This is a genomic window from Aquimarina aggregata (assembly GCF_001632745.1).
In the GTDB taxonomy this organism is placed as follows: domain Bacteria; phylum Bacteroidota; class Bacteroidia; order Flavobacteriales; family Flavobacteriaceae; genus Aquimarina; species Aquimarina aggregata.
Window position 1 is genome coordinate 556,812 of record NZ_LQRT01000035.1, and the last position, 13,104, is coordinate 569,915.

The window sequence follows — 13,104 nt, forward strand, 5'->3', positions numbered from 1 at the left end:
ATCATTATAATGAAAATAAACTATAACAATAAAACTTTTAGAGTTTCTGGAGAAAACGAGGAAGCTACACATTTTAAATATTTCCAGAAAGGAAATATTGTTTGGGGAGAATATGAAGGTGGAGGAGTAACCAAAGGCACTCTTATTGCTAAAGTAGATGACGAAGGTATATTACATATGCATTATAACCATCTTAATGCCAATTTAGAGTTTAAATTAGGCAAATGTATTTCGACTCCCAAAATACTAGAAGATGGCAAAGTAGAGCTTTTTGAAAAATATGAATCTATAAATACAGCTGTTGTTTCTAAAGGCGAAATTACACTTGTAGAGGTGTAGTAAATTTATGAAACTATACAATTATATACACAGTATTTTAGACACTCCTATATTTGAACCAAAAGGACAGAAAATAGGGACTTCTTTTGAAGGTAGAGATTTATTTGGGTTTACATTTGGTACGGGTCATAAAAAAATCAGTCTTATTGCAGGAAATCATGCAGACGAGCCAGTAGGGCCATTACTTCTCAAGAAACTAACAAACTACTTATCACGATTAGAAACACACCATACCCTATTAAAAACATATACCTGGCATATTATCCCTCATACAAACCCCGATGGAGAACAAAGAAATTTAAAATGGTATTCTTATGAAGATAATACTACCGATCTTGCTAGATATCTGAAGCATGTTACACGTGAATTACCTGGTAAGGATATCGAATTCGGTTTCCCTATTGAGGGACAGATAGGTTCACTAAGATCCGAAAATGAAGCTATTTATAACTTCTGGAAAACTGCAAATACCCCTTTTAATCTTCATGTATCACTACATGGCATGAGATCTACTTATGGACCTTGGTTTTTGATTGACGAAAATTGGATTAATCGCACAAAAAATCTTAGACAAACTTGTACTATGCGGACAAAAAAGATGGGGTATCATTTATTTGATCTTAATCGGTATGGAGAAAAAGGCTTTAAACGAATTGATGAAGGGTTTAGCACTAGACCCGATAGCAATGAAATGAGAAAACATTTTCTTACACTAGGTGACTCAAATACTGCTAAAAAATTTCATGCCAGTTCTATGGAGTCCATACGCAGTTTAGGTGGAGATTGTTTGACATTAGTTACCGAAATGCCTCTATTTATATTTCCCAAAGAAGAAAGAACGCTCAATTGGCCTGATTTGTACTTACAAAAATGGTCAGACCACTTTTCAAAATTAAAACTAAAACTATCTTCTAATGAATTGACTGCTAATGAATGTAATGAGCTAGCTAAAGATATAGGGATGATTGCTATGCCATGGCGAGACCAAATGTGCTTGCAATGGCAGCTTATTGTTGCTGGTTTAGAAAGTATTTAGAATTCAAAACCTTTTTAAAAAATTAGAAAGTACATCTACTAACTTTTATTCATTAAAGAAGCTGCTATTTTTTGTAATCGCAATACTGGTTGTTGATTTCTAAAAAGCTGGCTCTCAACAATAGCATTTTCAAATAACGAGTATACTGTATAAGCTAATTCCTCATCTATAAGTTCGGTTGAAAAAAAACTCAACAATTCTTCTTTATGCCTTTGTAATTGCCAAAAAATATCACTTTTTGTAGGAGTTGTTTCAGAAAGCATATTTAAAAAACTACAACCTCTATAATCATTTTCTTCATTATCAATCATTAGAAAATCAAATGAAGAGACTACTTTATCCTTTTTGTTTTTTAAAAACTCTGTAAAACTCTCTTTCCACAATTCATGGCGCTGTTGCAAATAAGCTATACACAACTCATCTTTTGTTGCAAAATGATAGTATAAACTTGCTTTAGCTACTTTTGCTTCTTTAATAATCTGATTAATCCCAGTCTCATTATATCCTTGTTTATGAAACAAGGCACCGGCGACTTGTAAAATTCGCTCTTTTACATCTAATTTATGATCACTCTGCATCGCTAATGGTTAATATTTAACTAAGGTATCGTGCTTTTTTGAGACACAATACCTTAGTCTTGTTTCATTATTTTAAATTACCCATAAAGGTGCGAATTTTTTTAATAATAATATCCCCATCTTCTTCTAGTGCAAAATGTCCTGTATTATAAATGTTAAAATCAATATTTTTAACGTCCTTTTTAAATGCCTGTGCTCCCGATTCTGGAAAAAACGCATCATTTTTACCCCAAACAATAAGCAAAGGTGGTTGGTTGTCTCTTAGGTATTTTTGCCAAATTGGATAAAGTTTTAAGTTGTTTTGATAATCATAAAATAAATCCAAATTAACCCTATGTGCATTGGGTCTAGACAATCTTAAATAATCTAGATTCCAACAATCCGGATTTATGTTCTCTGGATTTCTGGTTCCGTGTGTGTATTGCCACTTTAATCCATCAAGAGAGAATACCGGCAACAATGCTTTTTCGTTTTCAGAGGTTTTGTTTTTCCATAATGTCCTAATACCAGCCCAAGCTTCACCCAGCCCTTCTTCATAGGCATTTCCGTTTTGATTTATAATTGCCGTAATTTTCTCTGGATGTGCCGTTGCAATTCTTAGACCTATAGGAGCCCCATAATCCTGAATCATTATACTATATGTATTTAAAGAAAAACTTTCTAAGAACGCATCCATAACCTTAGCAAGGTTATCAAAAGTATACTCAAAACTCTCTTGAGCAGGGAAATCACTTTCTCCAAATCCTGGGTAATCTGGTGCAATTAAATGGTATTGATCGCTTAATTCTCTTAGTACTTTTCTATATTGGTGAGAAGAGCTAGGAAAACCGTGAAATAGAACTATTGTTGGGTTTTTAGGATCTCCCGCCTCGCGATATGCAATTTTGAATCCGTTGATTTGTTTTGTCTTAAAGGTGGTAGGAGTGCGCATATTGATTTCTTGTTTCTCTTTTACATTTTCTTTCTGAGATGTTACAGGTTGGTTACAACTTATCAGTAAAGATGTGGTTAGTAATACAATTAATTGTTTCATAAGTTTCTATTTATAGTTATTTAAAATTACATGCACATTAAACAAAATGATATACATATTCAGACTAGTCTGTCTATGTAAAAATTAAAAACTTACAATTACATTAAAAAATCTTTCAAAATTAATTAGTGAGTAGTTATCTAACTTACCATAAATCCTAAAGAAACAAACTTTTAAAACAAAAAAACTCAGAGGTTACATCACCTCTGAGTTTTTCAATATATTTTTAGATGTTTAGATTACATTTCTAATGCCCTCATCACATCATTATTCATTAATAATTCTTGTGGATTTTCTAATGCTTCTTTTACAGCAACTAAGAATCCAACAGATTCTTTTCCGTCAATAATTCTATGGTCATAAGATAAGGCAACATACATAATAGGTGCTACCACAATTTGCCCATCTCTTACAATAGGACGCTCTACAATATTGTGCATTCCTAAAATTGCACTCTGCGGAGGGTTAATGATTGGTGTAGATAACATACTTCCAAAGACACCTCCATTAGTAATCGTAAACGTTCCACCCGTCATTTCATCTACAGTGATTTGCCCTTCTCTAGCTCGAATAGCCAAGCGTTTCACTTCAGACTCTACTCCTCTAAAACTTAAATTTTCAGCATTTCTAATTACAGGCACCATTAATCCTTTAGGACCAGATACCGCTATACTTATATCTTGAAAATCATATGACACCATAAAATCTCCATCAATCATAGAGTTTACTGCTGGATACATCTTTAATGCACGTACACATGCCAATGTAAAAAAGGACATAAATCCAAGTCCAACACCATGTTTGCTTTTAAAACTTTCTTTATGTTGACTACGCAGATCAAATATAGGTTGCATATCAACCTCATTAAATGTCGTAAGCATAGCTGTTTCGTTCTTTACTGAAACAAGGCGTTCAGCAACTTTACGACGCAACATTGATAGTTTTTTACGGCTTTGTCCTCTTCCGCCTAAACCTGGAGTACCCATAGATGGTGTGGCATCTACAGCATCTGCCTTAGTAATTCGACCATCACGTCCAGTACCTTTTACTTGTGCAGCATCTATACCTTTTTCTGCAAGTACTTTTTTGGCTGCTGGTGAAGCCGTACCCGTTGCATAAGTTTCTGTTTTTGCTGGAGCAGCTACTGGAGCGGCCTCTTTTTTCTCTGGTGTTTTTGCAGTTTCTGCAGCTGGTGCTGGTGCTGGTGTTGATCCTCCTCCTGCAGGTTTTGCAGCATCAGTATCTATAAGACAAACAACTTGCCCAACAGCAACAGCATCACCTTCTTCTGCCATTAGTGTTATCACTCCACTTGCTTCAGCTGGTAATTCTAAGGTTGCTTTGTCACTATCAACCTCTGCAATTGCTTGGTCTTTTTCTACATAATCACCATTCTCTACAAGCCATTGTGCTATTTCTACTTCTGTAATGGACTCTCCCGGTGATGGGACTTTCATTTCTAAAGCCATAATTCTGAATTTATACTTTATGCAATTTCCTAACGAAATTATTTATTCTATACTTATTTTACTAAAACCTTATCTTCTTTGATTATCTTTCTTTTTATCGAATACATAATCTATTACTTCTTGATGTCTTCTTCTTGATCTTGTTGCAGATCCTGCCGCCGGAGCACCATAAGGTCGTCTACTGGCGAATCTAAAACTTCTTGCGTTATCATAATTCAACAACATATGGCTTAAAGCCCCCATGTTTCTCGGCTCTTCTTGTGCCCATACAACATCATCAACTTTATATTTTTTGATAAGCTTATCCATCTCTGCAATAGGCAATGGAAACAATTGCTCTACTCTGACCAAAGCAACATCTTTTCTTTCTAATTTTTCTTTCTCTTCTAAAAGATCGTAATAGAATTTTCCTGTACAAAATACCAGTGATTTTACTGAAGTTGGCTTGGCATCGGTATCATCTATAATGGTTTGAAAACTACCATTAGTAAACTCATCAACCGAAGAAACCGCCTTAGGGTGTCTTAGTAAGCTTTTAGGTGTAAATACAATTAATGGTTTACGATATTTCGCTTTCATTTGTCTACGTAACAAATGAAACATATTAGCGGGTGTAGTTACGTCTGCCACAAACATATTATCTTTTGCACAAAGCTGAAGATATCTCTCCATACGTCCTGATGAATGTTCTGCCCCTTGTCCTTCATAACCATGAGGTAACAACATCACTAAACCATTTTGTAATTTCCATTTATCTTCTGCAGAAGATATATATTGATCAATCATAATTTGAGCACCATTACTAAAGTCTCCAAATTGTGCTTCCCAAATCATTAATGTATCTGGACTTGCCATGGCATAACCATAATCAAAACCAACTACACCATATTCTGAAAGTAACGAATTATATATATAAAAATCGCCTTGATCTCCTTTAAGATTATTTAATAGCAATACTTCTTCTTCACTATCTTCTACCTTTACAACTGCATGCCTATGTGAGAAAGTACCTCTTTCAACATCCTGCCCACTCATTCTTACATCGTATCCTTCTTTAAGTAATGAACCGTACGCCAGCAATTCACCCATTGCCCAATCTAGTTCACCTTTTTCAAAAAACATCTTGTGCCTTTGCTCAATCAATCGTTCAATTTTACGAAGGAATTTTTTATCAGACGGAAGTTTGGTAATAATTTCTGCAATTTCTGTAAGCTTATCTTTAGCGTATGCAGTATCAACAACGGCCATCATTTCATCTTCTTGCACTCGTTCAAAACCAGCCCATTCATCTTGCATAAATGGGGTTATCACAGTTTTTTCTTGCTTACGAGAATCTTCTAATTCTTCTTCTAGAGAAGCTTTATATTCTTTTTCTAAATCTTTTACATATCCCGCATCAATAATTCCATCTGCAATCAATTTTTCTGCATAAATATCTCTTGGATTTTTATGTTTTGCAATGGCTTTGTATAATTTAGGTTGCGTAAAACGCGGTTCATCTCCTTCGTTATGACCATATTTACGATACCCTAACAGATCAATAAATACATCACGTTTAAAATTCATTCTAAAATCCAGCGCAAAGTTAGCTGCATGAACTACTGCTTCTGCATCATCTGCATTTACGTGTAATACAGGAGACAATGTAACTTTACCTACATCTGTACAATATGTTGATGATCGTGCATCCAAATAGTTTGTTGTAAATCCTATTTGGTTATTTACAACGATATGAATAGTCCCTCCTGTTTTATAACCATCTAGGTTAGCCATTTGCACTATCTCATACACCAAACCTTGACCTGCAACAGCAGCATCCCCATGTACTACAATTGGTAATACTGCAGATGTATTTTCTTGGTAATGTCTATCTTGTTTTGCACGAGCAATACCTTCTACAACAGCTCCAACAGTCTCTAAGTGAGAGGGGTTTGGAGCTATATTCATATTAATATCCTTACCAGAATCTGTTTTACGTTTTGAGGTCCATCCTAAATGATATTTTACATCACCATCAAAAACGGCTTCTTCATAATCCTTACCATCAAATTCGCTAAAAATATCTTTAGGGCTTTTACCAAAAATATTGGTTAGTGTACTTAAACGGCCACGATGCGCCATACCCATAACAAATTCTTTTACTCCTAAATCAGCTGCTTTTTCTACTAACGCATCAAGAGCAGGAATAAGAGATTCTCCTCCTTCTAGCGAAAATCTTTTTTGTCCTACATATTTGGTGTGTAGAAAACTTTCAAAAGAAACTGCCTGATTTAATTTTTTTAGAATATGTTTTTTCTGCTCTACAGAGAACTTTGTCCTGTTTGTATTGAAGTTAACGCGCGACTGTATCCACTCTCGTTCTTTCGGGTTACGAATATACATATACTCAATCCCAATAGAATCACAATATATTTGCTCCAAATGAACAATTATATTACTTAACGTATTTGGACCAATGTCAATTATTTCTCCAGCATTAAAAACAGTATTAAGATCACCTTGACTTAAACCAAAATTCTCTAAAGCTAATGTTGGTGTATACTTTCTTCGGTCTCTTACCGGGTTTGTTTTAGTAAACAAATGCCCCCTAGTTCTATACGCGTCAATTAATCTAACGACTTGAAACTCTTTTTGAACATTTTCGGGAACAGTAATTGTTTCTCCTGATTCTTTTTCTACATAAATGGTTTCTCCGTCGCTATCAGCGTTCTCTAAACCAAAATCAAATCCTTGAAAAAAAGCTCTCCAACTAGGTTCTACACTATCAGGGCTTTGTAAGTATTGATCGTATAAATCTGCAAAAAATGCGGTATGAGCCGCATTCAAAAATGAATATTTATCCATAAGTAAGTACTCAGTTGTCTTTTTTATGACAAAACGTTACAAAAATACAATAATTACAATTCATTGAGCATTGAAATATCTATATTTATATAACATTTTTTTTGAATTTTTGATAATGAAAGATTATACCAACGAAAACAGCAAAATCCTGATATTAGTATTCATTATTATTTTTTCCTTACAAAAAGTTTATTCTCAGGATCAAAATTTCTGGTCTAACGTAAGGTTTGGAGGAAATATCGGGATCGGTTTTTCTGGAGATACATTTAATGGTGTTATTGCTCCATCTGCAGTTTATGATTTTAATCAATGGTTTAGTGCTGGGCTAGGTTTACACTTTGGATATACCGATGGGTTAAACTTTACAGCTACAAATTACGGAGCAAGTATTATTACACTTTACAATCCATTTCAAGAATTACAACTCTCTGCAGAGTTTGAACAAATGGGAGTAAGTAGATCGTTTGATACAGATATACGCAACAACGTTAATACCATAAGTCAAAATTACTGGTATCCCGCTTTATTTTTAGGAGCAGGTTACAGAACTGGCTTTGTTAGTATTGGTATTAGATACGATGTTTTATATGATGACGACAAAAGTATTTATGCCAGCCCATATTCTCCTTTTGTAAGAGTATTTTTCTAAAAAAACAACATCAAACCATAAAACAACTACTGTTAAACCATAATTTTGCTGTTTTTTTATATCTTTATCCTATTGTCACCCAAATCACTATCTAATGAAATTTTTAATTCCTATATTTTTTTGTGCTTTTATATTGGCTTGCTCTAGCTCTAAAACTAAAAATACGTCTGTTCAAAAAAACAGTGTTTCTTCGTCATCGGTTATTAACTTAAAAGATGCTCCTCCTGGTAAAATAGATACTTCTGAAGTTGTCTCGAAAAAAGCAATCGAAGTTATTAAGAAGCATACAAAATATGCTACCAAAGATATAGCCCGTTCACAGATTATAAAAACAAAAAATGGGTACTGGTGGAAGTTCGTAAATGTTAGGTACGGTCAAAAGTTTATCGTTACTACCGATGCCAGTTTTACTAATGTGCAACTGATAAAACAATCTAAAAAATAAATCTTAAATTATTTTATTTAGCATTACTGTCATGATAACGATACCAAACTTTTTTCCATTCTCTTTTTAGGATTAAGTATGTTGCGTGCACAGCTATATCATCAATGTTTTCTAGATTAGACTTCATTATCTCTTTCTCAGAAACATCTACTGCATATAACAGATTTAAATATTCATTAAAAGCACTCTGCAATTTATTTTTAAGTAACTCTGTTAACTCATGAACGAGTTCGTTAGATTTAAGTTTTGATCTTATACTAAAACCAATACCAGCTCTATCCATATCTTTTTGGAGCTGAGTAAGCAATTTTGCGTATAAATCAAAACTATCAACTTCAACCAAAAGATTTTGAACTAATATAAGATCTCTATTTTTAGACACTTCTATTCATTAATGTTTCTCCAAAGAGTCTTAAAAGTTGCTTTTTATCTTCAGAAATAGTTAAATTATCTAATGCCGCAAAAGCCATTTGAGTATACTTTTCTATTTCAGTCCTAGTAACATCTTTTGCTCCTGTAGATTCAAAAAGTGATTTAACTGTACTAATTTTTTCTGAAGGATCATCCGGATTCAAAGAAAACAAGCCTATAAGCTGTTTTTGTTCATCTTTTGAAGCAAACTCTAATGCCTTTAAATATAAAAAAGTCTTTTTATTTTCGATTATATCCCCTCCAACTTGCTTACCAAATGTTTCTGGATTCCCAAAAGCATCTAGATAATCATCCTGTAATTGAAACGCTAATCCTAATAATCTTCCAAAATCATAAATAGAAGTCCTACATTGTTCTGTTGCACCGGCAACTATAGCTCCCATCTTTAAAGCTGCACCAACCAAAACCGCTGTTTTATATTCTATCATTTTGATATACTCTGCAATAGTAACATCATCACGAGTTTCAAAATCAATATCATACTGCTGTCCTTCACAAACTTCTATTGCAGTCTTTGTAAAAAGCTGAGCCAATTCCTTAAAAGTATCTCCATTATAATTTTCGAATAATTGATACGCATTAATTAACATTGCATCTCCAGAAAGAATACCTGTATTAATATCCCATTTTTCATGAACAGTCTCTTTACCTCTTCTTAATGGGGCATCATCCATAATATCATCATGAATAAGAGAAAAGTTATGAAAGACTTCTACTGCTAATGCCGCATCTAAAGCTTCTTTGTAAGATCCATCAAAAATATCAGCTGCCATTAATACTAGTGTAGGGCGTAATCGTTTGCCTCCCAAATTTAGAATATAAGAAATAGGAGCGTAAAGGTTCTTAGGTTCTTTAGTAATTGTTTTTTTGGATAGATACTCTAAAAAATAGCCTTGATAATCAGAAATTTTGTGCACAGTACTTTTTTGTGCTAAAGTAAAATAAAAAAATTTGCTACTAAATATTATCGAATACAAACATTATGTTAATAAATATTATCCAAAGCTATGGGCAATGTTAAATAATTGTGAAACTTAGGAAACTTTTATTGTTTTTTTAGTTTCCATATGTACTTTTGACCTCGAAATTTGAATTCCACCCCTTAATGAAAGAGAAAATAATAAATAAAGCAAATGATATGTTCTTGAACTTAGGTTTCAAGAGTGTAACTATGGATGACCTAGCTTCGGAAATGGGAATTTCAAAAAAAACCATTTATACTCATTTTCAGAACAAAACCAAATTGGTAGAAGCAACTACTCATCAGTTGTTTTGTGAAATAAGCGACGGTATTGATGCTATTTTAGAAGAAACTTTTGATCCTATAGAAGAGCTCTATGCTATCAAAGCTTTTGTAATGCATCACTTAAAAAATGAAAAAGCCGCACCATTACATCAACTCCAGAAATATTACCCAAAAATACATGAGGGCTTAAAAGCGAAACAATTTGAAGTATTTAAAGTATGCGTAATTGACAATTTAAAAAGAGGAATTGAGAAAGGTGTTTTTAGAAAAAACATAGACATCGAATTTATTTCGAGAATATATTTCATAGGAACAAACGGCATAAAAGATAAAGGGATGTTTCCCGATCAAGTATTTCCCGTTGCCAAACTTATGGATGACTATTTAGAATATCACATTTTAGGAATAACCACAGAAAAAGGACGTAAAATTTTGAACAACCTTATTAAAGATCAATAAATATGAAAAACAACCTTTGGCTACTTTGTTTGGGTTGGCTATTTACTGCCACATTGCAAGCCCAACAATCCCCAATAGATACTATCTACTCATTTACTTTAGATGAAGCCGTTGAGTTTGCTTTAGAAAATAGCTACCAATCAATTAATGCTAGACGCGATGTTGCAAAAGCTCTAAAAAGAAAATGGGAAACTACTGCAGATGGATTACCACAAATTGAAGGTGTAATCGACTATCAAAATCAGCTCAAACAACCCGTCACAGTTCTTCCAGGAGAAGTTGTAGGTGGTACACCTGGGACTTTTGTACCTGTAGTTTTTGGAGTAAAACAACAAGCATCTGCTACTGCTACTTTAAGACAACTTATTTTTGACGGATCTTACCTTGTAGGCCTCGAAGCTGCTAAAAGCTTTTTACAGTTTAGTAATGATTCACAAGAAAAAGTACAACTAGAAGTTAGAAAAGCTGTCATTAATGCCTACGGTAGTGTACTTGTTGCCCAAGAAAGTGTTCTGATTCTTAAAAAGAATGTAGAAACTTTAGAAAAGAACTATCAGGAAACTAAGAAAATTTTTGAGAATGGTTTAGCTGAAGAGGAAGATGTAGAGCAATTACAAATTACATTATTGCAAATCAAAAATCAACTTACTAATACCGGACGGCTAGAAAAAATTGCCATGCAGATGTTTAATCTTACTATAGGTGTAGATGTCAATGCTAGTACAGAGCTCTCTGACAAGCTTGAAGATCTATCTATGAAGAACATGGATAAATCAGTGATTACGACACCTTTTGTCATAGAAAACAACATAGATTACCGATTGGCAGAATTGCTTACGGAACAACGTCGATTAGAGCTGAAATTAGAAAAGAGTAAAGCACTACCTAGATTATCAGCCTTCGTTAATTACGGAACTGCTGCATTTGATAATGATTTTGTATTTCTTGACAGCGATACACCTTGGTTTCAGTCTTCAATATTAGGTGCAAGTCTTAATATTCCAATCTTTAGTTCTTTTAAAAGAAGCGCCAAAACTAAACAAGCAAAAATTGCAGAGGATCAGGCCAAAACTGATTTCTTAAGAACGCAAAACGAACTGCGTCTTAAATATGATTCTTCGATAAGTGATTTTAAATTTTCGATAGAAAGTTATGATACCGCAAAACAAAACCTTGCTCTCGCAGAACGTATAGAGAAAAAGAATCAAATTAAATACTCAGAAGGACTCGCAACTAGTTTTGATCTTAGACAGGCCCAATTACAATTGTACAGCTCCCAACAAGAACTATTACAAGCCATGCTAGATATCATTAACAAAAAAGCTGAGTTGGAAACCATATTAAACACCCCACAATCAACTAATAATTAATTTCATCTGATCCTTGAAAACGATAAAATATAAAAAAATGAAAAAATTACTGACCATATTATCTATACTCCTATTGATGATATCATGTGGACAAAACGATACAAAATCAATCGATAAAATAATCGAAGGAGGAGATCTTCAAGCACTACGTGCCAAAAGAACAGAAGTTGTTGCAGAGCAACAATCAGTTGCCGATAAACTAAAACAATTAGATGCTGCTATTGCTTCTTTAGACTCTGTAAAAAAATTGCCATTGGTAACTACAATTATGGCAAAAGATACCTTGTTTAATCATTATTTAGAATTGCAAGGAAATGTTGAAACCAAAAAAAACATAGTATTATATCCTGAAATGAATGGTATTCTTACAAGGGTTTATGTTCAAAAAGGTCAAAAGGTTACTAAAGGACAATTATTAGCCAGAATCGATGACGGAGGATTAAGTCAGCAATTATCACAAGTAGAAGTGCAGACACAATTGGCAAAAACTACTTTTGATCGTCAAAAAAGACTTTGGGATCAAAAAATTGGTTCAGAGATACAGTTTTTGCAAGCCAAAACAAATTTCGAAGCACAACAAAATGCAGTAAATCAAATTAAACGTCAACTAGCAAAAACAACAATAAACGCTCCTTTTTCTGGTGTAATAGATGATATCATAACAGAACAAGGTAATGTAGTCAGTGTTGGACAAAATGCTATAATTCGTATTGTAAATCTTGATGATATGTATATCGAAACTGAAGTGCCTGAACGTTATATCTCAAGCATTATCAAAGGTAAAAATGTAGAAGTATATTTCCCTATTTTAGGTAAAACAATACAAACAAAAATACGTCAGGTAGGAAATTATATCAATCCTAACAACCGTTCTTTTGCTGTAGAAGTAGGTATTCCTTCTAACGGAGGTACCATCAAACCAAATCTTACCGCTAAAGTTAAAATCAACGATTACACCAATGACAAGGCTATATTAATTCCGCAAAGTATTCTTTCTGAAAATGCTCAAGGAGATCAATATACCTATGTAACCTCAACAAAGGACAATAAAAACATTGCACAAGCTAAAAGAGTAATTGTAAAAACAGGAAAGACTCAAGGTGATCTTATCGAAATACTAGAAGGTCTCACTAGCGGTGATGCAATTATAAGTGAAGGTGCAAGAAGCGTAAAAGATGGTCAACAAGTGAAAATACTAAACTAA

13 protein-coding genes are annotated in these 13,104 nt (G+C 33.6%); 7 read left to right on the forward strand and 6 right to left on the reverse strand.

Annotation, left to right across the window (positions count from 1 at the left end; genetic code table 11):
• Nucleotides 1-9 precede the first annotated feature (9 nt).
• On the forward strand, nucleotides 10-339 hold the full coding sequence (locus AWE51_RS20725; protein WP_066317654.1) for a hypothetical protein: 330 nt from the start codon (nucleotides 10-12) through the stop codon (nucleotides 337-339).
• 7 nt (nucleotides 340-346) lie between these two features.
• Nucleotides 347-1,375 (forward strand): M14 family zinc carboxypeptidase, encoded by a 1,029-nt coding sequence (locus AWE51_RS20730; RefSeq protein ID WP_066317657.1) that lies wholly within the window; start codon nucleotides 347-349, stop codon nucleotides 1,373-1,375.
• Nucleotides 1,376-1,413: 38 nt separating this feature from the next.
• Here the strand turns inward: AWE51_RS20730 and AWE51_RS20735 are convergent, their stop codons facing one another.
• The 4 genes from AWE51_RS20735 to AWE51_RS20750 form a co-directional block, all read right to left on the reverse strand.
• Nucleotides 1,414-1,953: a TetR/AcrR family transcriptional regulator gene (locus AWE51_RS20735; protein WP_066317659.1), complete on the reverse strand. Its 540-nt coding sequence runs from the start codon at nucleotides 1,951-1,953 to the stop codon at nucleotides 1,414-1,416.
• 67 nt (nucleotides 1,954-2,020) lie between these two features.
• Nucleotides 2,021-2,986, reverse strand: a complete 966-nt coding sequence (locus AWE51_RS20740; RefSeq protein ID WP_082832535.1) for an alpha/beta fold hydrolase — start codon at nucleotides 2,984-2,986, stop codon at nucleotides 2,021-2,023.
• A gap of 239 nt (nucleotides 2,987-3,225) precedes the next feature.
• Complete coding sequence (gene odhB / locus AWE51_RS20745) at nucleotides 3,226-4,455, reverse strand: 2-oxoglutarate dehydrogenase complex dihydrolipoyllysine-residue succinyltransferase (protein ID WP_066317663.1); 1,230 nt, start codon at nucleotides 4,453-4,455, stop codon at nucleotides 3,226-3,228.
• Nucleotides 4,456-4,524: 69 nt separating this feature from the next.
• A complete protein-coding gene (locus tag AWE51_RS20750) occupies nucleotides 4,525-7,299 on the reverse strand; it encodes a 2-oxoglutarate dehydrogenase E1 component (RefSeq protein WP_066317666.1) in 2,775 nt (924 codons plus the stop codon).
• A 115-nt stretch (nucleotides 7,300-7,414) separates the two neighbouring features.
• On the opposite strand from AWE51_RS20750, the gene AWE51_RS20755 reads away from it, so the two are divergent.
• The gene (locus AWE51_RS20755) at nucleotides 7,415-7,948 is read left to right on the forward strand and encodes a hypothetical protein (RefSeq protein WP_066317668.1); all 534 of its coding nucleotides are present in this window, start codon (nucleotides 7,415-7,417) and stop codon (nucleotides 7,946-7,948) included.
• A 94-nt stretch (nucleotides 7,949-8,042) separates the two neighbouring features.
• Nucleotides 8,043-8,393 carry a hypothetical protein gene (locus AWE51_RS20760; protein ID WP_066317671.1) on the forward strand — a complete coding sequence of 117 codons (351 nt, stop codon included), beginning with the start codon at nucleotides 8,043-8,045 and terminating at the stop codon, nucleotides 8,391-8,393.
• A 13-nt stretch (nucleotides 8,394-8,406) separates the two neighbouring features.
• Here AWE51_RS20760 and AWE51_RS20765 read toward each other — a convergent pair whose 3' ends face one another.
• Nucleotides 8,407-8,775 (reverse strand): hypothetical protein, encoded by a 369-nt coding sequence (locus AWE51_RS20765; RefSeq protein ID WP_066317674.1) that lies wholly within the window; start codon nucleotides 8,773-8,775, stop codon nucleotides 8,407-8,409.
• Nucleotides 8,768-9,742, reverse strand: a complete 975-nt coding sequence (locus tag AWE51_RS20770; protein ID WP_066317831.1) for a polyprenyl synthetase family protein — start codon at nucleotides 9,740-9,742, stop codon at nucleotides 8,768-8,770. Before AWE51_RS20770 ends, AWE51_RS20765 begins: the two co-directional genes overlap by 8 nt.
• 188 nt (nucleotides 9,743-9,930) lie before the next feature.
• On the opposite strand from AWE51_RS20770, the gene AWE51_RS20775 reads away from it, so the two are divergent.
• The 3 genes from AWE51_RS20775 to AWE51_RS20785 are packed head-to-tail and all read left to right on the forward strand — an operon-like array spanning nucleotide 9,931 to nucleotide 13,104.
• Nucleotides 9,931-10,530 carry a TetR/AcrR family transcriptional regulator gene (locus AWE51_RS20775; RefSeq protein WP_066317676.1) on the forward strand — a complete coding sequence of 200 codons (600 nt, stop codon included), beginning with the start codon at nucleotides 9,931-9,933 and terminating at the stop codon, nucleotides 10,528-10,530.
• A 2-nt stretch (nucleotides 10,531-10,532) separates the two neighbouring features.
• Entirely contained in the window at nucleotides 10,533-11,900 is a 1,368-nt protein-coding gene (locus tag AWE51_RS20780; RefSeq protein ID WP_066317678.1) for a TolC family protein, read from the forward strand.
• A gap of 37 nt (nucleotides 11,901-11,937) precedes the next feature.
• Nucleotides 11,938-13,104, forward strand: coding sequence for an efflux RND transporter periplasmic adaptor subunit (locus AWE51_RS20785; RefSeq protein WP_066317679.1), 1,167 nt, complete (start codon nucleotides 11,938-11,940; stop codon nucleotides 13,102-13,104).

Coding starts and splice junctions, on each gene's coding strand:
- AWE51_RS20725 (WP_066317654.1), top strand. CDS start 10: ATGAAAATAAACTATAACAATAAAACTTTTAGAGTTTCTGGAGAAAAC.
- AWE51_RS20730 (WP_066317657.1), top strand. CDS start 347: ATGAAACTATACAATTATATACACAGTATTTTAGACACTCCTATATTT.
- AWE51_RS20735 (WP_066317659.1), bottom strand. CDS start 1,953: ATGCAGAGTGATCATAAATTAGATGTAAAAGAGCGAATTTTACAAGTC.
- AWE51_RS20740 (WP_082832535.1), bottom strand. CDS start 2,986: ATGAAACAATTAATTGTATTACTAACCACATCTTTACTGATAAGTTGT.
- odhB (WP_066317663.1), bottom strand. CDS start 4,455: ATGGCTTTAGAAATGAAAGTCCCATCACCGGGAGAGTCCATTACAGAA.
- AWE51_RS20750 (WP_066317666.1), bottom strand. CDS start 7,299: ATGGATAAATATTCATTTTTGAATGCGGCTCATACCGCATTTTTTGCA.
- AWE51_RS20755 (WP_066317668.1), top strand. CDS start 7,415: ATGAAAGATTATACCAACGAAAACAGCAAAATCCTGATATTAGTATTC.
- AWE51_RS20760 (WP_066317671.1), top strand. CDS start 8,043: ATGAAATTTTTAATTCCTATATTTTTTTGTGCTTTTATATTGGCTTGC.
- AWE51_RS20775 (WP_066317676.1), top strand. CDS start 9,931: ATGAAAGAGAAAATAATAAATAAAGCAAATGATATGTTCTTGAACTTA.
- AWE51_RS20780 (WP_066317678.1), top strand. CDS start 10,533: ATGAAAAACAACCTTTGGCTACTTTGTTTGGGTTGGCTATTTACTGCC.
- AWE51_RS20785 (WP_066317679.1), top strand. CDS start 11,938: ATGAAAAAATTACTGACCATATTATCTATACTCCTATTGATGATATCA.